The sequence below is a fragment of the Geomonas azotofigens genome (assembly GCF_018919395.1).
Lineage (GTDB): Bacteria > Desulfobacterota > Desulfuromonadia > Geobacterales > Geobacteraceae > Geomonas > Geomonas azotofigens.
In genome coordinates this window covers 774,331-801,049 of the sequence record NZ_JAHLME010000002.1, presented here as the reverse complement: position 1 = coordinate 801,049, position 26,719 = coordinate 774,331, and the positions used below count along the sequence as shown (strand labels likewise).

Annotated in this window: 19 protein-coding genes, 1 tRNA gene and 4 pseudogenes; 15 read left to right on the top strand and 9 right to left on the bottom strand. The window is 59.2% G+C overall.

Annotated features, from left to right (window positions below; translation table 11 throughout):
* The first annotated feature begins 92 nt into the window (after positions 1 to 92).
* From KOL99_RS08505 to KOL99_RS08485, 5 genes are all read left to right on the top strand, one after another.
* Positions 93 to 707 (top strand): CheR family methyltransferase, encoded by a 615-nt coding sequence (locus KOL99_RS08505; RefSeq protein WP_216510026.1) that lies wholly within the window; start codon positions 93 to 95, stop codon positions 705 to 707.
* A 127-nt stretch (positions 708 to 834) separates the two neighbouring features.
* A complete protein-coding gene (locus KOL99_RS08500) occupies positions 835 to 4,266 on the top strand; it encodes an MCP four helix bundle domain-containing protein (protein WP_216510025.1) in 3,432 nt (1,143 codons plus the stop codon).
* A gap of 59 nt (positions 4,267 to 4,325) precedes the next feature.
* On the top strand, positions 4,326 to 4,688 hold the full coding sequence (locus tag KOL99_RS08495; RefSeq protein WP_216510024.1) for an STAS domain-containing protein: 363 nt from the start codon (positions 4,326 to 4,328) through the stop codon (positions 4,686 to 4,688).
* Complete coding sequence (locus tag KOL99_RS08490; protein ID WP_216510023.1) at positions 4,685 to 6,793, top strand: chemotaxis protein CheA; 2,109 nt, start codon at positions 4,685 to 4,687, stop codon at positions 6,791 to 6,793. Before KOL99_RS08495 ends, KOL99_RS08490 begins: the two co-directional genes overlap by 4 nt.
* A 138-nt stretch (positions 6,794 to 6,931) precedes the next feature.
* Positions 6,932 to 9,898 (top strand): ATP-binding protein, encoded by a 2,967-nt coding sequence (locus tag KOL99_RS08485; protein ID WP_328760018.1) that lies wholly within the window; start codon positions 6,932 to 6,934, stop codon positions 9,896 to 9,898.
* Positions 9,899 to 10,018: 120 nt separating this feature from the next.
* Here the strand turns inward: KOL99_RS08485 and KOL99_RS08480 are convergent, their stop codons facing one another.
* Together KOL99_RS08480 and KOL99_RS08475 are read right to left on the bottom strand one after the other, a co-directional pair.
* A complete protein-coding gene (locus tag KOL99_RS08480) occupies positions 10,019 to 10,987 on the bottom strand; it encodes a Tim44 domain-containing protein (RefSeq protein ID WP_216510022.1) in 969 nt (322 codons plus the stop codon).
* 35 nt (positions 10,988 to 11,022) lie between these two features.
* Entirely contained in the window at positions 11,023 to 11,301 is a 279-nt protein-coding gene (locus KOL99_RS08475) for a ribbon-helix-helix protein, CopG family (RefSeq protein ID WP_216510021.1), read from the bottom strand.
* Positions 11,302 to 11,712: 411 nt separating this feature from the next.
* Between KOL99_RS08475 and KOL99_RS08470 the strand changes: the two genes are divergently transcribed.
* The 3 genes from KOL99_RS08470 (at position 11,713) to KOL99_RS08460 (ending at position 12,953) form a co-directional block, all read left to right on the top strand.
* On the top strand, positions 11,713 to 12,258 hold the full coding sequence (locus KOL99_RS08470; protein WP_216510020.1) for a class I SAM-dependent methyltransferase: 546 nt from the start codon (positions 11,713 to 11,715) through the stop codon (positions 12,256 to 12,258).
* A gap of 94 nt (positions 12,259 to 12,352) precedes the next feature.
* A complete protein-coding gene (locus KOL99_RS08465; RefSeq protein WP_216510019.1) occupies positions 12,353 to 12,730 on the top strand; it encodes a response regulator in 378 nt (125 codons plus the stop codon).
* 148 nt (positions 12,731 to 12,878) lie between these two features.
* A tRNA-Gly gene (locus tag KOL99_RS08460) sits at positions 12,879 to 12,953 on the top strand.
* 181 nt (positions 12,954 to 13,134) lie between these two features.
* Here the strand turns inward: KOL99_RS08460 and KOL99_RS21985 are convergent.
* A pseudogene (locus KOL99_RS21985) lies at positions 13,135 to 13,473 on the bottom strand (tyrosine-type recombinase/integrase); the annotation flags it as partial.
* An 827-nt stretch (positions 13,474 to 14,300) separates the two neighbouring features.
* On the opposite strand from KOL99_RS21985, the gene KOL99_RS08450 reads away from it, so the two are divergent.
* Positions 14,301 to 14,546 (top strand): transposase, encoded by a 246-nt coding sequence (locus KOL99_RS08450; protein WP_216510018.1) that lies wholly within the window; start codon positions 14,301 to 14,303, stop codon positions 14,544 to 14,546.
* Here KOL99_RS08450 and KOL99_RS21605 read toward each other — a convergent pair.
* Together KOL99_RS21605 and KOL99_RS08440 are read right to left on the bottom strand one after the other, a co-directional pair.
* Positions 14,528 to 14,796 (bottom strand): annotated as a pseudogene (locus tag KOL99_RS21605) (transposase); the annotation flags it as partial. The gene KOL99_RS08450 and the pseudogene KOL99_RS21605 overlap by 19 nt on opposite strands.
* A gap of 204 nt (positions 14,797 to 15,000) precedes the next feature.
* Positions 15,001 to 16,113: pseudogene (locus KOL99_RS08440) on the bottom strand (IS3 family transposase).
* 295 nt (positions 16,114 to 16,408) lie between these two features.
* Here KOL99_RS08440 and KOL99_RS08435 point away from each other — a divergent pair.
* From KOL99_RS08435 to KOL99_RS08425, 3 genes and pseudogenes are all read left to right on the top strand, one after another.
* Positions 16,409 to 16,546 (top strand): annotated as a pseudogene (locus KOL99_RS08435) (transposase); the annotation flags it as partial.
* A gap of 130 nt (positions 16,547 to 16,676) precedes the next feature.
* Positions 16,677 to 17,792: a glycosyltransferase family protein gene (locus KOL99_RS08430; RefSeq protein ID WP_216510016.1), complete on the top strand. Its 1,116-nt coding sequence runs from the start codon at positions 16,677 to 16,679 to the stop codon at positions 17,790 to 17,792.
* A gap of 10 nt (positions 17,793 to 17,802) precedes the next feature.
* The gene (locus KOL99_RS08425; RefSeq protein ID WP_216510015.1) at positions 17,803 to 19,023 is read left to right on the top strand and encodes a hypothetical protein; all 1,221 of its coding nucleotides are present in this window, start codon (positions 17,803 to 17,805) and stop codon (positions 19,021 to 19,023) included.
* Here the strand turns inward: KOL99_RS08425 and KOL99_RS08420 are convergent.
* Positions 18,982 to 19,749 (bottom strand): hypothetical protein, encoded by a 768-nt coding sequence (locus tag KOL99_RS08420; protein ID WP_216510014.1) that lies wholly within the window; start codon positions 19,747 to 19,749, stop codon positions 18,982 to 18,984. The genes KOL99_RS08425 and KOL99_RS08420 overlap by 42 nt on opposite strands.
* A 174-nt stretch (positions 19,750 to 19,923) precedes the next feature.
* On the opposite strand from KOL99_RS08420, the gene KOL99_RS08415 reads away from it, so the two are divergent.
* Complete coding sequence (locus KOL99_RS08415; protein WP_216510013.1) at positions 19,924 to 20,262, top strand: zinc ribbon domain-containing protein YjdM; 339 nt, start codon at positions 19,924 to 19,926, stop codon at positions 20,260 to 20,262.
* 89 nt (positions 20,263 to 20,351) lie between these two features.
* On the opposite strand, the gene KOL99_RS08410 is transcribed toward KOL99_RS08415, so the two are convergent.
* The 3 genes from KOL99_RS08410 to KOL99_RS08400 form a co-directional block, all read right to left on the bottom strand.
* Positions 20,352 to 22,961: a DUF1566 domain-containing protein gene (locus tag KOL99_RS08410; protein WP_216510012.1), complete on the bottom strand. Its 2,610-nt coding sequence runs from the start codon at positions 22,959 to 22,961 to the stop codon at positions 20,352 to 20,354.
* 47 nt (positions 22,962 to 23,008) lie between these two features.
* Positions 23,009 to 23,617, bottom strand: a complete 609-nt coding sequence (locus KOL99_RS08405; RefSeq protein ID WP_216510011.1) for a hypothetical protein — start codon at positions 23,615 to 23,617, stop codon at positions 23,009 to 23,011.
* Positions 23,618 to 23,681: 64 nt separating this feature from the next.
* Positions 23,682 to 24,314, bottom strand: a complete 633-nt coding sequence (locus KOL99_RS08400; RefSeq protein WP_216510010.1) for an Lcl C-terminal domain-containing protein — start codon at positions 24,312 to 24,314, stop codon at positions 23,682 to 23,684.
* Between the two features lie 346 nt (positions 24,315 to 24,660).
* Here KOL99_RS08400 and KOL99_RS08395 point away from each other — a divergent pair, with 346 nt between their 5' ends.
* Together KOL99_RS08395 and KOL99_RS08390 are read left to right on the top strand one after the other, a co-directional pair.
* Positions 24,661 to 25,869, top strand: a complete 1,209-nt coding sequence (locus KOL99_RS08395; RefSeq protein ID WP_216510009.1) for a tetratricopeptide repeat protein — start codon at positions 24,661 to 24,663, stop codon at positions 25,867 to 25,869.
* Positions 25,870 to 25,936: 67 nt separating this feature from the next.
* On the top strand, positions 25,937 to 26,704 hold the full coding sequence (locus tag KOL99_RS08390) for a hypothetical protein (protein WP_216510008.1): 768 nt from the start codon (positions 25,937 to 25,939) through the stop codon (positions 26,702 to 26,704).
* Positions 26,705 to 26,719 lie beyond the last annotated feature (15 nt).

The window sequence follows — 26,719 nt, the reverse complement described above, 5'->3', positions numbered from 1 at the left end:
CAAGGATTGAAGTGAGGTTCCGATAAATGTCACTGGCGGGAGTTATGGTAGCGGTTGTTTCGCTAAATCTATTTTCTCGCCGGGAGTGTTCTATGGCCTTTACGTTTTTCATGCGCGACCAGCCCACACTGGAGTACGCGGCCGATCACATGATCGGTTACGCCACCGGCCGAAGCCGCATCAAGGTCTGGGACGCCGGCTGCGCCCTCGGGCAGGAAACCTACACGCTGGCCATGATCTTCGCCCAGAAGATGAACTCCTTCGGCTTCAAGAACCTGCGCATCGACGCCACCGACTACGACAGCGCCAACAACTTCGGCGACGTGGTCAAGGCGGGCACCTACCCCTACGACGAACTGCAGCGCACCCCCATCGAACTTTTCAACAAGTATTTCGAACCCGCGGAGCGGCCGGGCCAGTACCGGGTGGTGCCGCTTCTGCGCGACCGGGTCAACTTCCAGTACCACGACCTCCTCTCACTCAAAGCGCCCGGCGGCGACTACTGCCTGGTGGTGTGCAAGAACGTGCTGCTTCATTTCCAGTACCAGGAGCGGGTCGAGGTCTTCAGGATGTTCCACCAGGCCCTCGCACCCGGCGGCTACCTGGCCACCGAGAACACCCAGAAGCTGCCACCTGAGGTCGCCCACCTCTTCGAGCAGGTGGTGCCGGACGCGCAGCTGTTCAAGAAGGTCGGGGGGGCACCATGATTTGTGGCAGGTCCTGGTCGAGGTGCTGAAAACGCAGCAAACCTGAAATGACAAGTCCCCGCGCCGACACGGAAACCGCCGTGGCGGTCGTGTAGCCGGGCGATAACGCGGAATCAAGGAGGCAGACATGAAGTGGTTTTACGATCTGAAGCTGGGGACAAAGCTGATGACGGGGTTCATCGCGATAGCCGTCATCGCGGGGGCGATCGGGTACTTCGGCATCCGGGAGATTCACAACATCGAGGCGGCCGACAGCAAGCTGTACGAGAAAATCACCATCCCGATCGCGCACCTGCAGGACGTTTCCACATCGTTCCAGCGCATCCGCGTCAACTTAAGGGACCTGCTCACCGCGAAAACGCCGCAGGAAGAGCAGGCCAAGGTGGACCGGGTCAAGATGCTGCGCGGCGAACTGGACAAGGCCGCCGGCGAGTTCGAGAAGACCATCCTCACCGACGAGGGGCGCAAGCTGTTCCAGGAGTTCAAGCAGGCCCGTGCCGGCTATGAGCCCATCATCGACCAGATCGTGCGTCTGGCACTCGCCAACCGCGACAACGAGGCTACCGCCCTCATGACCGGCGAGGGCGCCAAGTTCTCCAAGATGGAGCAGGACGCCATCGACAAACTGGTCGACGCCAAGCTGAAGCAGGCGAAGCTCACCGCCGACTCCAACGCAGAACTGGCCACCTCGGCCACCAAAATCATGCTGGTCCTGATCGTGGTGGGCATGGCTCTCGCCATCGGGCTCGGGCTCTTCATCACGAGGATCGTGCAGCGCCAACTGGGTGCCGATCCCAAGGAGGTGGGCGAGGTCGCTAACCGCGTGGCCGCGGGCGACATGAGCGTCACTATAGACCTGAAGGGTGTGCACGGCGACTCGGTCATGGCCGCCATGCAGAAGATGGTCGATTCCATCAAGGCGCTGGTCGTTGACGCTTCCATGCTCTCCGACGCGGCCATCGCCGGCAAACTCGCCACCCGCGCCGACGCTTCAAAGCACCAGGGAGACTTCCAGAAGGTGGTGGCCGGGGTGAACGACACCCTCGACGCGGTGATCGGACCCCTGAACGTGGCCGCCGAGTACGTGGACCGCATCTCCAAGGGAGACGTGCCGCCGAAAATCACCGACAGCTACAACGGCGACTTCAACGAGATCAAGAACAACCTGAACGTCTGCATCGACGCGGTGAACGCGCTGGTCGCCGACGCCGGCATGCTTTCCCAGGCCGCGGTGGACGGCAAGCTCGCCACCCGCGCCGACGCCTCCAGGCACCAGGGCGACTTCAGAAAGATCGTCACCGGCGTGAACGACACCCTGGACGCGGTGATCGGACCCTTGAACGTGGCCGCCGAGTACGTGGACCGCATCTCCAAGGGGGACATCCCGCCGAAAATCACCGACAGCTACAACGGCGATTTCAACGAGATCAAGAACAACCTGAACGTCTGCATCGAGACCCTGGGCGCCCTCATCGCCGACATGAAGAACATGTCGACCCAGCACGACCTCGGCGACATCGACGTGCAGATCGCCGCGGAGAACTACCAGGGGGTCTACCGCGAGATGGCCGCGGGCGTGAACAACATGGTGAACGGCCACATCGCCGTCAAGAAGAAGGCGATGGCCTGCATCGCCGAGTTCGGGCGCGGCAACTTCGAGGCGGAACTGGAGAAATTCCCGGGCAAGAAGGCCTTCATCAACAACACCATCGAGCAGGTGCGCGCGAACCTGAAGGCGCTCATCGCCGACGCGAACATGCTCGCCGAGGCGGCGGTGGCCGGCAAGCTCGCCACCCGCGCCGACGCGAGCAAACACGAGGGCGACTTCAGAAAGATCGTGCAGGGGGTGAACGATACCCTGGACGCGGTGATCGGGCCCTTGAACGTGGCCGCCGAGTACGTGGACCGCATCTCCAAGGGGGATATCCCGCCGCGCATCACCGACAACTACAACGGCGACTTCAACGAGATCAAGCTGAACCTCAACAACTGCATCGACATCATGAACAACCTGCTCATCGAGGCCAACAAGGTGGTCAAGGCGGCGGCGGACGGGCAGCTTGACGAGCGCGCCAACGCCGACCTCTTCATCGGCGGATGGAAGGAGCTGGTGGTCGGTGTGAACAACATCGTCACCAACATCGTGAACCCGCTCATGGTGACCGCGGATTACGTGGACAAGGTGGCCAAGGGGGTCATCCCTCCCGCCATCGTCACCGAGTACAAGGGACAGTACAACATCATCAAGGAGAACCTGAACGCGGTGGTGAAGATGATGAACGAGCTCCTCGAGCAGACCGACATCATCATCAAGGCCGCCGCCGACGGGGAGCTGGACAAGCGCGCCGACGCCGCCCTCTTCGTCGGGGGGTGGCACAAGCTCGTCACCGGCGTGAACGACACGGTCACCAACATCGTCAACCCGCTCATGGTGACCGCGGACTACGTCGACCGCATCGCCAAGGGGGACATGCCCCCGACCATCGTGACCGAGTACAAGGGGCAGTACAACCTGATCAAGACCAACCTGAACGTGCTGATCGAGGCGATCAACAAGATCACCGACGCGGCCAAGGAGGTCTCCAACGGCAACCTGATGGTCTCCCTCAAGGAGAGAAGCAGCCAGGACGAGCTGATCCACGCCCTCTCCGCCATGGTCGGCAAGATCACCGAGGTGGTCACCGAGGTGAAGGTGGCGGCGGACAACGTCGCTTCCGGCAGCGTCCAGCTCTCCGCCAACGCCCAGTCCATGTCCGAGGGTGCCTCGCAGCAGGCGGCCGCCGCCGAGGAGGCCTCCTCCTCCATGGAGGAGATGAGCGCCAACATCAGGCAGAACGCGGACAACGCGCAGCAGACCGAGAAGATCGCGGTGAAATCGGCCGAGGACGCCAAGGAGGGGGGCAAGGCGGTCGCCGAGACGGTGCAGGCGATGAAGGACATCGCCGGCAAGATCTCCATCATCGAGGAGATCGCGCGCCAGACCAACATGCTGGCCCTGAACGCGGCCATCGAGGCGGCCCGCGCCGGCGAGCACGGCAAGGGGTTCGCGGTGGTGGCTTCCGAGGTGAGAAAGCTCGCCGAAAGGAGCCAGGTCGCCGCGGGCGAGATCTCGGAGCTGTCGATAACCAGCGTCGAGGTCGCCGAGCGGGCCGGTGAGATGCTCTCCGCCATCCTCCCCGACATCCAGAAGACGGCCGAGCTGGTGCAGGAGATCAACGCCTCCAGCAAGGAGCAGGACACCGGCGCCCAGCAGATCAACAAGGCGATCCAGCAGCTGGACCAGGTGATCCAGCAAAACGCCTCGGCCAGCGAGGAGATGGCCTCCACCGCCGAGGAGCTTTCCTCGCAGTCGGAGCAGCTGCAGTCGACCATCTCCTTCTTCAGGATTGACATGGTGGCGCGCGGGCACCAGGCGGCGCCCAAGCAGCTCACCAAGTCGGCAACCAAGAACGAGGTGAAGCAGTTGAAGCAGAGGCCGGCCGCGCAGACCAAGAAGGCCATGGGGCATGACCTGATGCTGGCCGATATGGACAGCGACGGCGACTTCGAGAGGTTCTAGCACGAAACGGGTCCGGGCGGCGATTTCCGCGCCGCCCGGACCGCCAAGAAGGATAAACCATGGACGGGGCACACGTGAAGGTATCGAAGAGGAAGGACCGTACCCTGGTCACCTTCTCGGGGGAGATGACCATAGCCAATGTCGGGGAGCTCAGGGAGCGGCTGCTGCAGGCCTTCGCCGCGGGCAAGCCGGTGGAGCTTTCCGTGGCCGGGCTCACCGACATCGACGTGACCGGGCTGCAGCTTCTGTGCAGCTGCCACAGGACCTCCGTGGCGCGGGGGCTACCCTGCACGGTTACCGGCCGCAACGAAGCGCTGGCGGCGACCGCCGCGGTGGCGGGGATGCCCAGGCTCAAGGGGTGCGTGATGGACGTCGACAGGACCTGCGTCTGGCACATCGACACGGATAAGGTGGCGGTATGAGTGATGCTTTTGCCCAGGCGTTCAAGGACGAGGCACGGGAGCTGCTGGCGGACCTCGAGGAGGCGCTGCTCGAGATGGAGGATAACCCTGCCGACCTCGGGCTGGTGGGGCGGGTGTTCCGGACCATGCACACCATCAAGGGCTCCGGCGCCATGTTCGGCTTCGATGACATCGCCTCGTTCACCCACAACGTGGAGACGGTCTACGACCTGGTGCGCAACGGCGAGCTGGCGGTGAGCAAGGAGCTGGTCAACCTGAGCCTCGCCGCGCGGGACCGCATCCTCGCCATGCTGGAGGCCGCGGAGAGCGGCGCGCCGGCCGATGTGCAACGAAACGAAGAGGTGATCAGGGGCTTTCGCGCCCTGGTCCCCGACCCGGGGGAGGAAGGGGCGCCAACGGTTGCCCAGGGCGCACCGGAAAAGGTTGAGGCGGCGGCGCCGATGGTCACCTACCGGATCCGGTTCCGGCCGGAACCCGCGATCTTCAACAGCGGCGTCAACCCGTTGAGCCTGTTGCGCGAGCTGCAGGAGCTCGGGCCGTGCCGCGTCGTGGCCAACACCTGCGACATGCGGACCCTGGACGCGCTCGATCCGGAGCTCTGCTACCTGTACTGGGACGTGATCCTCAGCACCTGCGCGGGAAGGGACGCCATCGACGACGTCTTCATCTTCGTCACCGACTCCTGCGAGCTGAGCGTCACCGTCATCGACGACGGCAGCGTCGAGGAGGCGGCGGGGGGATACAAGAAACTCGGCGAGATCCTCATCGAGCGCGGCGACCTGACGCCGGAGCAGATGGACGAGCTCTTGGGGAAACAGAAGAAATTCGGCGAGCTGGCGCTCGAGGCGGGACTCGTCAACGCCGCCACCATCACCTCGGCGCTGGTCGAGCAGCAGCACGTCAAGGAAATGCGCCAGGAGCGGCAGGCCCAGACCCAGAGCCAGGAAGCCGCCTCCAGCATCCGGGTCAGCGCGGACAAGCTCGACCTCCTGGTGAACCTTGTGGGCGAGCTGGTGACGGTCCAGGCGCGCCTGAGCCTGGTGGCCCAGGAGTTGAAGCGGCATGCCGAGCTGGTATCGGTGGCCGAGGAGGTGGAGCGGCTCACCAACGACTTGAGGGACAACGCGCTCGACATCAGGATGCTCCCCATCGGCGCCACCTTCTCGAAGTTCAAGCGGCTGGTCCGGGACCTCTCGGCGGAGCTTGGCAAGGAGATCGAGCTCACCACCGAGGGGGCCGACACCGAGCTGGACAAGACGGTGATCGAGAAGCTCAACGACCCCCTGGTGCACATCATCCGTAACAGCATCGACCACGGCGTCGAGACGCCGGAACAGCGCCTGGCCAAGGGAAAGCCGCGAAGCGGCACCATCCACCTCGCCGCGGTGCACTCCGGCGACAGCGTGCTGATCACCATCCGCGACGACGGGGCCGGCTTGAACGTGGACGCCATCCGGGCCAAGGCCGTGGAGAGAAAGATCATCTCCGCGGGTGCGGAACTCGCCGACCGCGAGATCTGGCAGCTCATCTTCGCTCCCGGCTTCTCGACCGCGGCCAAGGTGACCTCCGTCTCGGGGCGCGGCGTCGGCATGGACGTGGTCAAGCAGGCCATCGAGGGGCTGCGCGGCAGCATCGACGTGAAGAGCGAGCCGGGCCGCGGCACCTGCATCACCCTGAAGATCCCGCTCACCCTGGCCATCATCGAGAGCCTCTTGGTGCAGATCGGCAAGGACCGCTTCGTCATGCCCCTGGCCATGGTGGACGAATGTATCCTGCTCACCGAGAAGGAGATCGAACAGGGGCACGGGCGCGACCTGCTCCTGGTGCGCGAGAAGCTGGTCCCCTACATCCCGCTCAGGAAGATGTTCCGCATCGAGGGGAAGGCCCCCCCGATCCAGCAGGTGGTCATCTGCCAGTTGGAGGGGAAACGGGTGGGGCTCGTGGTGGACTGGGTGATCGGGGAGCACCAGACCGTGATCAAGTCCCTGGGGCGGATGTACCAGCAGGTCGAGGGGATGTCCGGCGCCACCATCCTGGGGGACGGCTCGGTGGCCCTCATCCTGGACGTCCCCACCATCTTCAAAACGGCCGAGGGGGCGGCCTGACCGCGGACCCGCCATGGGGAGGGGAGCACCTTGTGGCTGGACAAGTCAGCAGATGCTGTGTACTATAGGCCCCATTTTTCGCAAGCTCCTCCTGTTTCTTCCGGCAGTATCCAGGCCCCTGTTTTCTGGAGTTTCTGCGTGAAGCGCGTTACCGCACGACTTTTTATCATGCTTACCGTGCTCTGGCTCGGTTTGCTCGCCCTCCACACTCCCCCTGCCTGTGCTGTCCAGCAGACGGTGCGCATCGCCGCGTTCAACTTCTATCCCGGCATCTTCAAGGCCAAGGACGGCAGCGTCCAGGGCTTCTACGTCGACACCCTCGCCGAGATCGCGCGCCGGGAAGGGTGGCGCGTCGAATACGTCTACGGCGACTGGGCGGAGGGGATCTCCCGCATCAAGAACGGCGAGGTCGACCTGCTCACCAGCGTTGCCTGGACCAGCGAACGCGCCCAATTCCTCGACTACGGCAAGGTGCCCCTGCTCACCGTGTGGGGGGAGCTCTACGTCCCGCGCAAGGCGAACCTGAACAGCATCAAGGACGTCGAGGGGAAGACGGTCGCGGTGATGAAGCGGGACTTCAACGGCGCGAGCTTCCGCAACATGGTGGAGAAGTTCGGCATCAACTGCCGCTTCGTGGAATACGGCAACTTCGAGGAGATCTTCCAGGCGGTCGTTGCCGGCCGGGTCGACGCCGGGGTGGTCAACAACACCTTCGGCGCGGCCAAGCAGTACCAGTACGGCCTGGTCTCCTCCGGCATCATCTTCAACCCCTTCGATATCTTTCTCGCCACGGGCAAGGGACGCAACGCCGGTCTCCTCGCCACCCTGGACCGCTACCTCGAGGGGTGGCGCGGCACCGAGGGGTCGCCCTACCACAAGGCCCTGGACCGCTGGTCCCACGGCGGCGCGGCCTCCATTCACGTCGTGCCCGGCTGGCTCGCCCCGATCCTGATCGGACTGGTCCTGTTCCTCGCCGTTGCCGGCATCTTCATCATCCTGCTCCGTCTCCAGGTGCGCAAAAAGACCGACGAGATCGTCAGGCAGGCCGCGGACCGGAAGCTGATCGAGGAGACGCTCTACTTCATCAACGACTGCGGGGCCAGGCACCGGGGCGACAAGCTCCTCTACGGCATCAACCGGCACCTCGCCACCTGCCTCGACGTCGATTACGCCTTCGTGGCCCGACTCGGCGACGAGCCCGGCTGGGCCCGCACCCACGGCTTCTACGCCCGGTCGGGGGAGGGGAGCGACATCAGCTACCGCCTTGCCGGCACCCCCTGCGACAACGTGGTGGGGAAGAGCCTCTGTGTCTACCCGGAAGGGGTGACCGCGCTGTTCCCGCAGGACAAGATCCTGCGCGACCTGGCGGTGGAGGGGTACGCGGCGGTGCCGCTTTGGGACGCCCAGGGGGAGGGGATGGGGCTCCTCGGCATCATGAGCCTGGCGCCGCTGCGTAACCGCCCCCTCATCGAGACCGTGCTCGGCATCGCCAGCTCCCGGGTAGCCCAGGAACTGGAGGCGATGCACCAGCTCTCCCGGCTGGCGGAGCAGAACGCCCAGCAGGCGAACTACATCTCGGAGAAGAGGCGCTCCGAGGAACAACTGCTCGAGTACCAGAAGGTGGTCGAGTGCTCCCGTGACCTGGTGTGCGTCCTGGACCGCGACTACCGCTACCGCATGGCCAACGGCACCTACCTGCGCTACCGCGACCTCACCCTGGAGCAGGTGGTGGGGCGGACCGTGCCCGAGGTCGTCGGTGAGGCGTATTTCGCCAAGGTCAAGCACCACCTGGACGCCTGTCTCGCCGGTCAGTCGGTACGTTTCGAGACGGAAGAGGCCTATCCCGACCGCGGGGTGCGCGTAATCAGCGTGACCTTCACGCCGGTCGAGGACCGGGGAGGGAACACCAGGATCGCCTGCGTGATCAGCGATGAGACCGAGAAGAAGCACCTCGAGGAGCAGCTCAGGCAGTCCCAGAAGATGGAGGCGATCGGGCACCTGGCCGGGGGGATCGCCCACGACTTCAACAACATCCTCACCGTCATCGTGGGGTACGGCAATTTCCTGGAGCTGGACGGCTCGCTCGGCAGGCTGCAGCACGACCAGGTTGGGCAGATCATCGCGGCCGCCGAGCGCGGCTCCCAGCTCACCCGCGGTCTGCTCACCTTCAGCCGCAAGCAGGTCATGAACCCGCGCGTCCTGGACCTGAACGTGCTGGTTGGGCAGGTGCAGAAATTCCTGCTGCGCATCATCGGCGAGGACGTGGAGCTCCAGTTCACCCCCGCCCGCGACCCGCTCAACGTCCTGGCCGACGGCACCCAGCTGGAACAGGTCCTCATGAACCTCGCCACCAATGCCCGCGACGCCATGCCCGACGGCGGCACCCTCACCATCGAGACCTGCTGGCAGCAGGTGGACGAGGCCTATGCCCGGTCGCAGGGGTACGGCGCCCCGGGGCGCTACGCCTGCATCCTCGTCTCCGACTCCGGCAGCGGCATGGACCGGGCGACCCGCGACAGGATCTTCGAACCCTTCTTCTCCACCAAGGCGGTCGGCAAGGGGACGGGGCTGGGGATGTCCATCGTGTACGGCATCGTCAAGCAGCACAAGGGGTTCATCAACGTCTACAGCGAGCCGGGCGAGGGGACCACCTTCAAGATCTACCTCCCCGAGGCGGCCACCGGGGCGGAGGGGCACGCCTCAGAGCCGGACCTGGCGGTGCCCGAGATGGGCACCGAGACGATACTGGTGGCTGAGGATGATGCGAGCGTCAGGGGGCTCGTGGAAACGCTGCTCAAGAAGTACGGCTACCAGGTGGTGCTGGCGGTGGACGGCGGCGACTGCGTGCGGAAGTTCCTCGAGCACCGCGGCAAGATCGACCTGGTGCTGATGGACGTCATCATGCCGGGGAAAAACGGCCGGGAGGCCTTCGAGGAGATCCGGAGGGTCGACCCCGGCGCCAGGGTGCTCTATTCCAGCGGCTACACCGCCGATTTCATGAAAACCCGCGGCGTCCTCGACGACAGCGTCGACCTGATCATGAAGCCGGTGCAGCCGATGGCGCTGCTGCACAAGGTGAGGGCGGTGCTGGATCGAGCAGGTTGAGGTTAAGGTTGAGGCTGAGAAAGGCGTTTAACAAAAACGGGCACTCCAGAGACGGGTGCCCGTTTTTTCATTGTTACCTTTAGCGATGACTTCGGTGTCAGGTTCAGCTTTTCCTCAACCTCAACCTTGTTTCTGGCTTATCGCCGCCAAGCGCCAGGCATTGTTGCCCACGGGCCTCGTGAAGGTCCAGTACTCCTCGAACTTCACCGGATCGCTCTTGCTCCCCTCGAGCACCGTGCCGCGCTCGTCGGTGGTGTAGTCGAGCAGGTTGGCGTAGATGAGGGTGGTGACGTAGTCCTGTCCCGCCTCCTGCCAGACCTCGGCGAGTTCCACGCTGCGCACCGCGATATTCTCCAGCCGGTTCACGCGCCCCTCGCGCAGCAGGCGCTCGATGTCCTCGCGGAAGACCCCCTGCATCTCGGGGGTGAGCAGGGGCGAGAGCGCCTGCAGGTCGCGGTTCATCCATCCCCCCTGGATCTTGAAGAAGTTATCCATCACCAGGTCCTTGAAGCGGGCTTCGTCGAAGCCGGGGTCCATCTGGCGCAGGTGGGAGAGACCGGTGTGGACGTCGTCCCGGACCGGCTCGTCGACGCGGTAGGAGGCCGGGATGCTCTGCTGGTAGGTGTCGTTCCCCTGCGAGCCGTAGCCGGTCGCGACGCTCCGCAGCTGGGTTTGCGCACGCCGTCCGCGCACCATGCGGTAGATCAGGTAGCCGATGCCCGCCAGAAGGAGGATGTCGAACAGCCCGATGCCACCGCCGCCGTAGCCCATCCCGCCCGCGCCGGCGAGCCCCCTGAAGAGCATGCCGCCCAAAAGGCCGCCCGCGATGCCGCCGGCCATGCTGCGCAGGAAGCCGCCCCCGGGCGAGGGCTGTTGCATCTGCGGCTGTCCTATGGGGGAGGGTGCCGACTGCTGGTAAGGGGTGGACTGGCGGTACGTGGTTCCCGGGGTCGAGTAGCTGCGGGAGCCGCGGCTCCCGATGGAGCGCCCGCCGGCCGCCCGGGCATGGGCGCTGGTTTCCAGCACCGTGGCGCTCAGCATGAAGACCGCGGCGAGAAGTGCGAAAGCTTTGGCGAAGTTGCGTTTCATGTCGTTTCTCCTGTTGGGTGGTTGGTTCGGGTGGCTCAGTTGCCGGCCAGTTGCAGGGTTTGCACCGGGATCTTTCCCGTCGCGCCGCCACGGACGCGTCCCTTGCGGATGCCCTTGGCGAGCCAGAAGCCGATCGCCTCGCGCACCAGGTCCGATACGTTGAGCGAGGTCGCCTTGGTAAGGCGCTCCAGGAGGCGTTTCTCCTGGTCGCTCACCCTGAGCGACACCACGTTCTTCAATACCGGTTCCCTGGTCTCCTTTTTCTTTCTGGTCGTTTTTCTTTTCACATGCGTGATGTATTGTTTCTGTTCCATTTCCCTCTCCTTTCAAATATTTGCCAGGTGCAAGGGGCGCCGTCAACAGCCTGGCGGCGCCATGTAACGATAAAAAAAAAGACCTTTACCCGGGGCGACTGCTCGCTACAGGTAAAGGTCTTGCTGTTAGATGAATTATCCTCGGGCCCGGGTGTTGCCACCGTCTTGACGAACCAGAGGTCGGCCATTTCTCCGGCCGATAGCTACTCCCCTTTACAGGTCATGATAATAGTAACGCTCCCGCCGGCTGTCAACCCATTTCTGCAAAAAATCGTAAACGGATCCGACGCGGAAAATAAGATTTGCGTTGGTTAATCTTTTGACGGATTGCTATACAATTGTCCGGGTGCAAAACCCCACATCCCGCAGCGGGCCAGCGACAGCGTCCGCGGCGGCAGCCGGGAGACCGCCATGATCAGACCAGCCAGCAGCGTGATCCGTTACACGCGCTTTTTCAGGCTCGCCAAGGTGCGCAGGGTGCTCGACTACGGCGCGGGACTCTTGCGCAACGCGCTCTACCTCACCGATGAGGGTTTCCAGGTTTTCGCGGCCGACGTGCCGGGACAGGTCAAGGCGCTGGCGGCCCATCCCGAGGCGGGAAGGCTGGCCGGGTTGCTGACGGTAGGGGGGCTGGCGCAGGCCGGGCTGGGGGTGGACCTGGTCGTTTGCACCTTCGTCTTCAACATCCTGGCGACCAGAAACCTGAAAAAGCAGTACCTGGAAAACGTGGTGGCCAACCTGCGTCGCGGAGGTTATCTCCTCATTGAAGTAAACAGCAGATATCCCGATACGGTTTTTTGTGGATCGATGCTGCGGCATTATTACAGCTGTGACGGCAGTGCCAGGAGTTACAGCCACGACGAACTCGACAGACAGTTGGCTTCCTTTGGTTTCGAGCGCCTCTGTCACTATTACAGCGGCCATGCGCTGGCAGCCGTGTACCGGTTGAGAGCATGAAAAAAATGAGACTGCATTTTTGACTTTTAATTTTAGAAAAAGTATAAGAATATGCTGAACGGATTAACTGTGGAATCAGCGTTCGGAGGTCTGCATGGCTTTGAAGGACGTGAGGATACTCATCGTTGACGACGAGATTTTTTTCCGCCAGGTGTTGCGTGCCGTGTTGGAGAAGATCGGGTTCACCGTGGTCGGAGAGGCAGGCGACGGTGCCGAGGCGCTGGAGCGGTACCGCGCCCTGCGCCCGCACATCGTGATCATGGACATCTACATGCCGGACATGAACGGCATCGAGGCGACCAAGGACCTGCTCGCCTTCGACCCCAACGCGCGGGTGCTGGTGGCCAGCGCCTCCGATTTCGACTGCGATACCCAGGCCGCTCTCGATGCCGGAGCGAAGGGGATCCTGATGAAGCCCTTCGTGCCCAAAGAGATCTACGAAATGATCAGGAAGCTGCTCACCGGGAAATAGTAGGCGTCGCGAAGCCGCCAGGGGAGCCAATCCGCGAAAGGTGCCGACCCTGCGAGCCTTTTTCCCGCCCCATAAAAAAACCTGCCCAAGAACAATTTTTTGGGTTGACGGCTCAAAGGCGTTTTGCTATAAAACGGATCTCTGTTGAGCGGGAATAACTCAGTGGTAGAGTGCAACCTTGCCAAGGTTGAAGTCGCGGGTTCGAACCCCGTTTCCCGCTCCATACTTACAACAAAGGAATCCTTCGGGATTCCTTTTTTTTTGCTCCCGCTTTCGCAGGAACTTTCGCAGGTGGTCGAACTGCGACCGCTATTTCCCCCCCGCTTGAAGTCCCTGCCGAAGTAGGCGAGGATCTTCAGGCGGTCCTGCTCCGGCCCCTCCACGTAGCGGCCATAAACTTCGAAAATCATTTGCTTGCTGGCGTGCCCCATCAGGTTCACCAGCCGGTTCTGGTCCGTCCTGATCGCCAGAGCCCACGCCGCGAATGTGTGCCTGGTCGTGTAGGGCTTCCGGTACTTTACGCCAGCTTTTTTCAATGCCTTAACCCATACCCGCCGCTGAAACCTCTCAGCGGTGAAGGTCATCCCGTTTTCCATAGTGAAGAGGTACTCGCCTGAGGCCTTAGACGCGGCCTCATCAAGGATTTCCGTTAAAGCTTTCGTCAGAAGTATCCGCCGCTCCCGGTGCACGGTTTTGAGTTCGTCGGATTCTTCCCCCTGTACGATGGATTGCTGCACGTACAAGTAGCCGTCACGTACATGCGACTTCTTAAGCGCCGCTTTCCCGAGGCGATCATGCCCGTGATGACCATCAGCTTCGCCACCGGCCGGTAGTACGCCTCCATCGCCTCAATGATCGCCATCCACTCGGCGAAACGGAATACCTCCACGACTTTCTTCTTTTTCTTCGGGAGGTGCCTCTTCAACGACCTGCACGGGTCGGGGAGATTCCAGCGGTGGGAATACGACGAGAAATGGCGGTATGGGATAACACGCCCTAAATTCATTGCTGCGAGGTGTAGATTGAGACATATATTGGCAAATACACGGTTACTTGTATTTACGGGTGGATTCGCTGTAGGGGCATCATCGGTCGTCAGCTATATGTCCCATAAGTGGCATTGGTTTGGCCGATCTGGAGCAGTTTTAACTATGACTGGTGTTTTTTTGAGCTTCAGGCCCATTATTCGAATGGGGCTTGCAGATTGGCTTAAGGCTCAGGCTACTGTCGATGGTGGTAATTTTGTACCAACTCCAGAAGAGATTGAGGCAGATCGCCAAAGTCATTTGGACGGAGTAGCTTGTCAACTGGGAATAATTATGGCTATAACCGGTACTATACTATGGGGTTACGGTGACCTTATCGGTGGTCTGCCTTGATCCTGGTCAAATATTGCAGCTTAAAACAGGTTATATTGAGCAGGAAAGGAAGGGGCAATTTAACAATTCAATTCGATAGATGACATGCCATTGATTGACAACAAAAGGTCCGCTAAGAATTCCCTCCCAGTCTCTTCTATATCCTTGTTCACCTGAATGGCATAATACGGACCCGTGCTAGGAGGACTGATGTGAAGAGTGAGATTCAGCTTAAAAAGGGCATCAGCCTGGACGAGTTCTACGCACAGTATGGATCAGAAACGTTGTGCGAGGAATCCATCGAGGAATTCCGCTGGCCCGAAGGGTTTAAATGCCCAAGGTGCAGCGGCAAACGCCATTCATTGTCTCCTCTGCCCCCTACATTACAGGTGAGCTATCGAGTCGACAACTATTTTGACATGGGGGGGGCTCAGAAGTTTCCCCTTGCCGCCTCCTGAAAAATTAGCTTGTCCAAGGTCAGGTCACTCACCGCCTTGCGCAGACGGGCATTTTCCTGCTCAAGCTCCTTTATCCGCTTGGCCTAGCTGACCTTCATCCCGCCGAACTCTTTCCGCCAGCGGTAATAGGTCCCCTCAGTTACACCAAGAGCCTTAACCACTTCCTCTACTGTACTCCCTTTGCTTAGCAGGACATCTGCCTCCCGCAATTGGTGATGATCTCCTCGGGGCGAAATCTCTTCTTGGCCATCTGATCCTCCTGTCAGGTTTTACCTCTGTATCTTACACTGAGGTTGGACCGATTCACGGGGGCAGGTCAGAGTAGATGTTACCTATCAACCACAAATATACCATAAGGATTGACAAGCGGTGGCATTGTGATATATGAGAAATCGCTATTTAATGCTTATTTGTAAACACTTCCCCCGTTAAAGCCGTCCCGTAAGCTTCCCCGTCAAGTAGACATTTCATAAGTAGAGTTTCTGGTGTAGCGATTCATGTAATCAGCGGGTGTCAGATCCCCGAGAGCGTCATGCGGGCGTAGCTCGTTGTAGTCGTTCATCCACCAGTAGGTAATCTCCCGGACCTCGCTGAGGCTCTGGAAAACATACAGGCTTAGGATCTCCTCCCGGTAGGTGCGATTGAACCGCTCGATGTACGCGTTCTGGTTCGGCTCTCCAGGTTGGATGTAGTGGATCATCATTCCAGCGTCTCAGCCCAGGCAACGAAGTCGTCACTGAGGAACTCAGGGCCATTATCAGTTCTCAGCACGTGAGGAAGGCCACGCTCCTGCTTCAACCGCTCGAAGAGGCGGATCAGACGCCCGCCGGTGATCGAGGTGTCGATCTCAATGCTGAGACACTCGCGATTGAAATCATCGATGACGTTGAAGGTGCGAAAGGTTTTCCCACAGTAGAGCGTATCGCTCATAAAATCTGCCGACCACACCTGGTTCGGTTGCTGAGGCACCCGAAGAGGTTGCTTAATCCGCTTTGGCAGCCGTTTCTTAGCCCGGCGTTTTAGGTTGAGCTTCAGATCACAGTAGACCCGAAAGACGCGCTTATGGTTCCATCTGTGGCCCGTGCGGCGAAGGGCTTTGAATGACTTCCAGAACCCCCCATCGAGGATGACGCTCCATCTGCTTGTTCAAAGCATCGATGACGCGCCCATCGCGCTCAGATGAAGGCTTCGGAACTCTGTAGAAGGCCGCACGAGAAATGCCAACACAGGAGCAACTTTGCTGCACGGTCAGCTTGTGTTCTTCGACCAGGTGAACCACTGCTTCGCGTTTCGCCTGCGGCCCTAGAGCTTTTTTTCGATCAGGTCCTTAAGCGCATGGTTCTCCAGCGCGAGGTCAGCGTACATTCGTTTGAGCCGAGACAGCTCCGCTTCCATCTCCTTCATACGCTTGAGATCGGAAGCTTCCATGCCGCCGTACTTGGACTTCCAGTTGTAGTAGGTTGGCTCGGAGATGCCGCTTTCGGCAGATGCCCTTCACCAGAACTCCGGCGTCGGCCTCCTTGAGGATCGAGACGATCTGTGTCTCAGTGAAGCGTGACTTCTTCATGTAAAACCTCCTGGCGTTAAATAATGCCAGAAAGCTCTACTTTTTAAGTGTCTATTTCTAAGGGAAGCTTACGGACGCACTGATTGGTTTCAAAATGGAAATAATCAACTTTAGCAATAATTACATTGGCAAAGTGTTGATGTATGGCACATTTGTGAAGCTCAAAAGCAAGATATCACAAGAACCAACTAAACCAGCAACAAAATAGTTACTTAAATAGTTAGGAATATTGGATCTTATCCGGTCTTGTGACAGTCCGAAAAGCTGCTAAACCAGGCAGCACGGAGGGACTGTCATGGAAGGTTTCAACAACAAAGCGAAAGTGACCTGCAGAAAAGCGTACGGATTCAGAACCGTCGAAGTGATAAAGGTAGCGCTATATCACACACTTGGAAATCTGCCAGAACCAGAACGCACCCACAGATTCTGCTGAAGAGCCATATTGAAAGGCGGTGTCGTTAAGCGACCGGCTCTTTCAGTGCCGGCCGCTCTGAGGCCTTTACTATCATCCGTGATGTTACACGAACAATAACATTGGTCCGTTTCATGGGGGCAGGTTAACGATGTCAAAATTGAAAATTCTATATGTTACATCAACTCTTAGATATCCATTTTTTGAAAAGAGAATATCAGCTTTAAGTAAATATTTAACACCTTTTCAAGTTGTTGGATTTGACAGAAAGTTACCTTACTGCTTTGGTGCGCCTAAGGCTAACTATATTTCGCTAGGTGAAATACCCTCTGGTCGTTACTTGTTGAGAATTGCTTATATGATTAAGGGTATACTACGTTTAAGAACTAGTATTGAAAAAACAGAAGTAATATATATGTTTGGCCTTGATATGGCAATGATGGTATTTGCGTCCCTCACTTTAAACAAATATAAACCACTACTGGTTTACGAGGTGCATGACATCAGAGAAATAATGATTAAAAATCATATTGTATCAATTTTATTAAGAAAACTAGAACGTTATATTGTAAGTAAGTGTAACATAACAACTGTAACTTCACAGTCATATATTGACAACTACTACAATAACATACTTGGTTTAAAAGATATAATATTCTATGTGTTGGAAAATAAACTGTTACCAGAAGAATTGCCAAAAAGCATGATGATATTGCCAAGTATAAACAAACCAGTACGCATAGGATACTTTGGATCGATTAGATGTAGTGTAGCTTGGAGTGTCCTAAAAGAATTGGTTGATAACTCTAATGGTGATATCCTGCTTTATGTCAGAGGTGTCCCCCAAAATATTGAAACTTTTTATACTGACATAGAAAATTCTCCTTATATTAATTATGACGGGCCTTATAGAGATCCAGACGATCTTAATGACATATATACAAAGGTAGATTTGATATGGGCGGCTGGCTTTCACGGAAAATCTAGTTATGCCTGGGCAAGATCATGCCGTTTCTATAACGCTTGTTGTTTTAAAGTCCCAATTATTTCACAAATGAATACCGATGAAGGAGAAGTGGTGGATAAGTTAAATATAGGAATTTGTATCGATCTTAATAATAAGAACACAATATATCAAATATGCAAAATAACTTCTGATGATATTAGATCATGGCGTCATAATTTAATTAATCTTCCTGTTTCTATGTATACATACACGAATGAACATCGTAAACTGGCGGGACAAATAAGTAATTTATTAGCATAGGAGCATTGAGTTGACATCACTAGAAAAAAAAATTCATTCTGTAATAAAGCATTGTCCAGCACTGAGGGAGTTTGTTGTCGCTAGTTATCAACGAGTCTGCTCAGTTGTACCGGTTACTGAATTTCAGGTTAACAATTTTATTCATCGAGATGGTTACTTCTACGGATTCCATGACAAATGCCCATGGTCTCATGATAATACAAAATTGCTGGCACACAAGTTTGATAGTAATAAAGCAATTAGAAATATTGAGGGTCATCCAATTGTAGTGGGTTATTTCGAAGACCCAGAGCTTTTATTTTTTAATCCAATAGGCACCACTTATGCATGGAATTGGCAGCAGGGAAGTATGCTGCAATGGTTAGGCTGTTCTGATTTTATTGTATATAATGACATAGTAAATGAAAAACCATGTGCAAAAATAGTTGATCTGTCAGGGAGGGAACTATCCGTAATTTCAGGTCATGTTGCTGATATCTCCCATAACGCCAAGTGGGCTATATCGTATTCATATAAGCGTTTAGGCGCAGGTATGAAAGGGTATGGCTATAACAGTAAATATCATTCGAATATGCTAGAAGAGGGAAAGATGTTTTTGACCAATCTTATAGATGGTACCCGGACGGAGATAGCTGATATTAACAAAATTATTCAAACTCCACATAGAGATCCCTCTCATGATTATTTTTATTATGCACAGTTTTCCCCTAATGATGAGCGTATATCCTTTTTTTGCAGAGCAAGATTACAAATGGGTGGGTATGATACGTCATTATTTACGTCAGATGTTTACGGTAACCATTGCTATGCTTGTCTTGGTAATAACTTTTCTCACAAGATTTGGTTTGATAATGTGTCCATATTGTCGTATTTCAAACCAATTGTTAGTAGTGAAATAGGTTTTTATCTTATAAAAGATAAGGGAGGGGGCTTTGAAAGAATTGGAGAAAAATATTTAACTTCCGATGGCCACCCTCATCTGCATAGCTGCACAGATGGTTTGATATTGCTGGATACATACCCCGACAGATTCAGAATGCAGTATCTGAAATTATATGATATTGAAAGCAATCGACAGTCTATTCTACTGAGAAAACGGATCCCTTTTCAGTTTCGGTATGAACGAAGGTGTGATTATCATCCGAGATATGATAGGTTGAAACAAAAAGTTTGTTTTGATTCCGGTCATTCAGGTATTAGAGCAATCTGTGTTATGGACCTCCCATCTTGACTCCGTGATGCCAGCGCAAAGGGAATACTTTTGCATGTCAGCGACGGGGAGCCCATTAAAGAGCGCACGCGCCTCAGGGATCATGCCGTTTCGGTAGTAGGCTTGTGCCAGGGCCTCCCGCACCGAACTGTCTTTCAGGACGCTCTTGGGCTGCGACAGCAACATCTCGATGGCCGTTGCGTAAGCGCCGATCTCTTCCATGAGCAGGGTGGCCGCCCTGAGCAGACTCGGCAGGGAGCTGTTGTTCTCTATTCTGATGCCGGAGAGGAGCTCCTCAGCCTCGCAGTATTCGTAGCGCTCCAGCAGTTGTTGCGCTTCCCTTACCGCATCCCTTGGAGAACAGGGGTCCAACCGCTTCGCCTGGTATTTCTTCGGCGGCTTCGACACCCCACTCTCCACCGGTTCGGCAACGGTGAGAAGGGCCTTCTCCGACAATGACCTGATGAGTGCGTGGCAGGCGTCCACCGAGGGGAGGGCGGTATGTTTTATCAGCACGATCTCGGCGCTGCACGGGAACGGCACCAGACAGAACGCTTCGCGATAGTGCTCGAGGAGCAGATTCTGCAGCGCGTCTTTAAGGTGGTAGCTGCGCTCGCGGTCCGGTTCAGGAAGCTTGAGCCGGGTGGGGTTGATCCACTTGATGAGAGTTATTATTTCCAGCGATGAGGGAATACGTGTTGATGCAAGTAGTGTCTCGGCCTCGGCGACGCACGAGTCCCAGGTCATAGAGTCGTCCCCCCTTCTTTTAAGTTAAAAATATTTCATACTGGAATGGGGGATTGTCCGGCAGCAAGTCACGAGCGCTACTCTTTGCTTGACAGGGAGGGGGACGATGAGGTTAATTCCTGGTGGGACGCGGCGTTTTCGTTTCCGCGCGTATATCACAGACAAAGGATCAACATGACAACCCTGCCCAAATGCCCCTCCTGCAGTTCCGAATACACCTACGAAGACGGCGCGCTCTACGTCTGTCCCGAGTGCGGCAACGAATGGCCGCAGGCCGCAGCGGACGCCGCGCCGGAGGAGAGTGTGGTGCGCGACGCCTTCGGCAACCAGCTCCAGGACGGCGACTCGGTCACCGTGATCAAGGACCTGAAGATCAAGGGCTCCTCGCTGGTGGTCAAGGTCGGTACCAAGGTCCGCAACATCCGCCTCGTCGACGGCGACCACGACATCGACTGCAAGATCGACGGCATCGGCGCCATGCAGCTGAAGTCGGAGTACGTGAAGAAAGCCTGAACGACTGAAGGGGATCATCCGATCCCCCTCGTCGACAACGTCCAAACCCTGGCTGCCCACGGCACCGGGGTTTTTTGCGTCCGTACTGTCTACCAGTTCACGGCCCCCACCAGTTTGCGGAGCATGATGATCAAGTCGGCGACGTCGATGGTCCCGTCGGGAACGGGCCTGCCGTCAGCGCCCAGCGGTGCGACATCGAAAAGCCCCTCGTCGGTATCGGAAAGCTGCGTTTGTCCCAGCACCGATCGGTAGGCCGACTGCACCTCGGTGAGCGTGTAGGTGTTGGCGGCGTAACTCGCGGCCACGGTGTGCGCGGCGACCACGTCCTTTAGGACATAGCTGCCGTTGGTGACCTGGCCCAGGCAATCGCTGCCGTTGTCGGAAAGGGAGGCGAGGTGAAAGCCGGCCTTGGGCGCCAACGTGCAGGTGGCGGTCCCGCCATGGATGGTCTCGGCGGGGCAGCTTATGGTGCCCATGTCGTCGGCGCAGGTTCCCGTCACCGGGTAGAAGATGGCGCTGAAGCTGACGGCGATGGCGCAGTCCGCGGTGACCGGGGCGGTGGCGTAGGTCGCGCCGGTGAGCACCCCTCCGCAGCCGCTGGCGGAGGCGATGCGGTAGCCGGTGTCAGGCGACAGGGTGAAACTCGCTACGGTCCCGTACTCTACGGTCTGCGCCGTCGCCGGGGTGATGCCACCGTGAGCGGCGACGACCGGGGTGACCAGGTGTGTGTCGATGCCAAAGCCCGCCGTCACGGTGACGTTTCCGGTCACGCCGGTCAGCACCAGGGGATTGGCGGATGAGCTGAAACCGTTGTTCCCGGTCCAGCCGAGGAAATGGTAGCCCGTCGCGGGGACGGCGGTAACGGCGCTGGTGCTGCCGCCATGGTTGATGGTCTGCGCGGCGGCTCCGGCGAGCGTGCCGTGGTCGCCCGCCGTGTAGTTCACTGTGTAGGTGTTGACCGCGAACAGGGCGCTGAAATCATGGTTTGCCGTCACTCCCGTGAAGGGAAAGGCGTAGGACGATGTCCCGGCCGCTGCCGGCTGGTTCGAGCCGTCAACCGTGACGCTCGTGATGTGATAGCCGTTATCAGCCGACGCGGTGCAGGTAACGGTCCCGTTGTAGGTGACCGAGGATCCGGGCGCGCAGTCGATGTTCCCCCCGCTGCCGCTGGTGGTGAGAATGGCGTACACGAGCGGGGTGAAGGACGCGCTGACCGCGCAATCGTCGGTTACGGGCCCCGTGGTGTAGGTGGCGCCGTTCAGGGTGCCGCCGCATCCGGTCGCCGAGGCTACCTGGTAACCCGTGTCGGGGACCAGGGTGAAACTGGTCACCCCCTGGTAGACGACGGTCTGCGGCGTGGCCGGGATCAGCCTTCCGTTGGACGCGGCGCCGGGCGTGACCGCATGGGTGTCAGCGGCGAAGTGGGCGGTCAGGGTGAGCCCGGACGTCACGTTGGTCACCGTCAGGGGATTGGCTGTCGTGGTGGCGAAGCCGTTGGTTCCCGTCCAGTTGAGAAAATGAGAGCCGGTGCCGGGGACGGCGGTGACCGCCGAGGCGCTGCCTCCATGGGCGACGGTCTGGCTGGCGTTACCGGTGAGACTGCCATTTCCGTCGACCGCGAAGGTGACCCGGTAGCTGTTCGGCGCGAATGTCGCGGCCATGGTATGGTCGGCGTCCACGGGACCGAAGGAATAGGTATAGCTTGCCGCGCCGGACGTCGCCTTGTCGGCGCCGTCGACGGTGACGGTCTCCACGTGGTTTCCCGCCGTCGCCGCCGCCGTGCACGAGACGGCGGCGCCATAGCTTGCCGTCGCCGCCGGCGTGCAGGTGAGGTTGCCGCTGCCGGTCGTGGTGGTGGCGATGGTGTAGCTCAGCGTTGACAAGGAGACGTTGACCGAGCAATCCGCGGTGGCGACACCAAGGTCATAGACGTTGCCGTGAAAAGTGCCGGGCTGGCAGGTCCCGCTGACGTTGCCGGATAACAGGAAACCTGGATCGGGGGCGACGGTGAACGCGGCGGCTGAGCCGAAGGGGACGGTGAGAGGGTTGGCCGAGCTGATACTGCCGCTGCCGCCGGTTATAGTTGCCGTCATCGTCACCTGTGCCGGGTTTCGGACCAGCATCACCAGGCGGCCGCGGATGGGGGTGTTCCAGCTTTCGGGGTAGGCCGCGCCGACGGGATGAACCATCCACTTGTAGACGGCGGAGTAGTTGAGGCAGGTGTCCGAGGTCCAGTAATAGTCGTGCTGACCGTTGACGAACCCCTGGCTGTTCAGCCACGCCCCGCCGTCGGACACGTTCTGGCTGCTGATGCTCAAGAGTTCCTTGCGGTTGGGCAGCCGCCAGTCCCCCGCCGCCGAGGCGTCGGTGAGGCCGCACGAACCGCTGGCCAAGGCGTTGGCGGCATCGAGGGCTTGTTGCCAGGCGACGGGGCCGAAGCAGTTGGCATTTTTGAGCCAGACCAGCCCGGTCAACGTGTCGGTCAAGGTGCCGTTTCCGTTGTCGGTAAAGCGCGGCGAGGGCCACTCCACACCGAACCGTGTCTCGCCGTCCTCACCGGTTCCGGCGCAGTCGGTGATGTTGCCGGCGACGTCCCAGCAACGGTCCTGGCCGGTCCTTGGGAGCTGGATCGTGGCGGCGTCGGCCGCCGGCGCCGATAGGGCCAGTGCTAAAAGCAAGAGCGCTGTAGTGAGCCACATGACGACCTCCTTGATCAGTTCCACGGGAAAAGACTCGGTGCTTTCCTCTACTCCACGGTTGCGCTGAAGGTGGGCGACAGGCCGGTGATGGTGGTGCCCCGCAGATCCACCGCCCGGAAGTCGCTGGTGGAGAACTCCGTCGCCTTGGGGAAACTCCCCTCGCTGATACCGCAGTGGATCTTGGCGAACTCGCCGGTGGTGAACCCGGCCGGCTCGCTGCTGGCCAGGACCACCCGCAGCGACCCCGGTGTCGTGGACGTGGACGGGATGAGGGTGGTCAGCGTGACCGTCGTCGCTGCGGTCACCTGCCCCGAGCCGGTCACGACGCCGGCCGCCACCCCGCCGTTGGCGTCGGTGGCTACCGTGACGCCGGGGGGAAGCCCGACCGTGACCGCCAGGCCGGCGATCGCCGATCCCTGTGGCAGAGATCCCTGCGTCGCCAGGGTGACCACGGCGCTGGTGGGTTGCACCGGGGGCGGCGGGGGCGGGGTCACCGTGCCACCGCTGCCGTTATCCACAGTTCCACCGGTTCCCCCGCCTCCGGTACCTCCCCCGGTACCTCCACTGCCGCCGGTCCCGGCACTGCCACCTCCGCCTCCGCCACCGCAACCAAGGGTCACCAACAACCAGCACACCAGCAAAGCGTATCTGAGCATCTGGCACCTCCCGCCGCTATCGCCGGGCGACCTGCGCCCCCGGCCGATCGATCATGTCGCCTCTTCAGCGTCCTCCCCGAACCGGCCACACGAAATGGGTGGCGGTGGCCTTGTCGCTGCCGTTGACCGCGCCGTCGGGCATGTACACGTAGCGCGCCCGCAGGATGTGGAACGCGTTGGTGGTTGAAGACCAGTAGCCGCTGGTCTGGACGTTGCGGAAGGGATGCCCGGTGGGAAGGGCGGGGTTGATGTTGGAGATGTCCACGAGGCTCTCCAGTTCCAGGATGTTGGGCAGGCGCCAGTCTCCCGCCACGGAGAGATCGGACAGGTCGCACATCCCGGAATGGAGGTTCTTGGCGAGGCTCAAGGCATCGGACCAGAATTGCAAGGCATAGCAGTTGGCCTGCCTGAGCCAGATGAGGCCGGTGAGGTTGTCAGTGACGGTGCCGTCGTTGTTGTCGGTGAAACGGGGCGTAGGCGGCGCGAGCCCCTGCTGCAGTTCGCCGTCCTGCTTGGTGCCGGCACAGGGGATCTGGGTGCCGGATTGGTCGTAGCAGGCCTTTTGCCCCGTCTGCGGCAGTTGAACGATTCCGGCATACGCGTTCTGTAGCAGCGTGAAGGTGAGGAGCACCACTGCCGTTGCCAGTCGCAACAAGCTATTGCTCACCTCATTTATAACGACATCTTTGAGTATCATGGACTGCCTCCTTATCGCGTTATGAAGCCATGGTGACAAAGGTTGTGGTGGCAGTTGCTGTGAGCCTTCTGGGCTGTGACATCCGAATCGCTATACGAGGGATGCCATTGACAGGTTCTAATGGTACATAGGTGGAGCCCCGCCACAATGGTTACAGGTCACAATTTGAGCAGTATTTGCCTTGGACCTCTTCCGCCTCCGGATGAACCGAGGTGGTGGAATGGCTCGTAAGATGATGAGGGACTCACATACAGTGTTGCAAATACCGCCAGAATCCTATACCTTTGCGGCGCGACAATTCACCCCGGCGCACGCCGTGAAAGGGCGCGCCAAAAGGATCACGATCATGGGCATATTCGGCAAGATGTTCGGCAAAGACTCCGCGGAGAGCAGGGGGGCTACCCCCGCCAAGGGGATCAACTTCATTACGGCGCTGTCGATGCACGTGCGCGGCGAGCTGGAGCCGGCGCTTTCGGCCTACGCCGCCATGGCGGAAGCGGACCCCAACGACTTCCTGGCCCTGTTCTTCACCGCCGCCGTCAAGGCTGCCGACGGCAAGCTGGAGGAGGCGGTACAGGGGCTGCGTGAACTGAGCGGCCGGATCTCCGAGACGGGCGAGAGCATCTCCCGGGTCATCGTCGTCGAACTCGCCAACCTGCTGGCGGACGATTCCGTCACCGTGAAGCGCCCCGCCGTCACCGAGCTGGTCGTTTCCTTCGGGGACCTGCTCAAGCAGGAGGGGCAGACACGCGAGGGTGCGGTCTGTTACGAGATAGCGACGGGACTGGCCCCGGACAACGCCCATGTGCTGCACAAGCTTGGGGACACCCTGCACGATCTGCGTATCTACGACTACGCGGAGTCCGTGCTGCAGGAGGCGCTCAAACATGCTCCGTACCACTTCGGCGCGCTGTACACCTACGCGGTGCTCCTGCAGGACCTCGGCCGCAACGAAGAGGCCATCGCCCAGTACGAGAAGGCGGTCAAGCTGGTGCCGACCCACGTTGGGTGCCAGAACAACTTCGGATCGGCACTGCTGCGGGCCAACCGCCTGGACGAGGCGCTGGAGCACTGCAGCACCGCGCTCGAGCTCGACCCGAAGGCCCCGCTGGTTAAGATCAACCTGGGGTACATCTACCTGCTCAAGCAGGACTACGCCGCCGCTCGCAAGAGCTTCAGCGGCGCCATCGAGCTCAACGACCAGCTCGCCCCCGCTTACTACGGATTGGCCTCCGCCGAACAGGCCCTCGATGGCGACCCGAAGACGATCCGGGAACTCTACTTGAAGGCGATCGAGGTGAATCCTTCCATCGCCGAGGCCCATTACGCCCTGGCCAACGTCCTTGCCGGTGCGAACGATCCGCAGGCTCTCGACTATTACGCCACCGCCTTGCAGTTGAACAGTTCGCTGCCCAACCTGCGCCGTGACTACGGCTGTGCCTGCCTGCAGCTTGGCAAGCGCGAGGAGGGGCTGGAGCTGTTGAAGCTCGCAGTAATGCTGAACCCTGAAGATTCCATCGCACGCGATCTCCTTGCCCAGGCGCAGGAGGCGTAAAGCGAAGCGCAGTCCTCCGGGTCAAGGACCCGGCTTTTTATGTGATGACATTTGAAGGAGGTGTGTGATGTACCGCTCGCTGTTCGTCCTTCTGCCACTTCTAGTCGCTTGCATGACGGGTCCCGCTCTTGCCGAAGAGCCTGTGGCAGTAAAAGGAGCCAGCCTTCCCCTCTGGCACCAGAATTCGGGGAATGCCGCTGCAGCTCAAGAGGCCAAACCGGAAGTAAAACCGGAGGCGAAAGTAGACGCTAAGCAAGAGGCCAAAGCAGAGGCCAAGCAAGAGGCCAAGCAAGAGGCCAAGCAGGAGGCCAAGCAGGAGGCCAAGCAGGAGGCCAAAGCAGAGACCAAAGCAGAGGCCAAAGCAGAGGCCAAAGCAGAGGCCAAAGCAGAGGCCAAAGCAGAGGCCAAGGTCGAATCCAAGGACGGGACCGGCAAGGTGCCCGGCAAAGCGATGGACTTCGGCACCCAGGAGCAGTACCGCGCCTGCATGTACTCCGAAGATCACATCAAGGACCTGCGCAAGATGCTGGAAGAGCACATCGCACAGAACAACGAGGCGATGGCGGAGATAAGAAAGCAGGCTTCCGCGCTGCTCGAGTTGCAGCGCAAGGTGGTGATGTCGGACGACGCCATGGTGGACGATTTCAACCGGCGCACCCAGGAACACAACAAGCAGGTGAAAGCCGCCAACGAGGCCTCCGACAAGTTGAAACTCGAACTGGAGTCGTACAACAGCAAGTCCATGGACCACAACCTGAACTGCGGTTCGCTGATCGTGAAGATGTCCGACCGCGACGCGGTCATCAAAGAACGCACCCCCGCCGTAAATCAATAGCTCATACAATAGCGG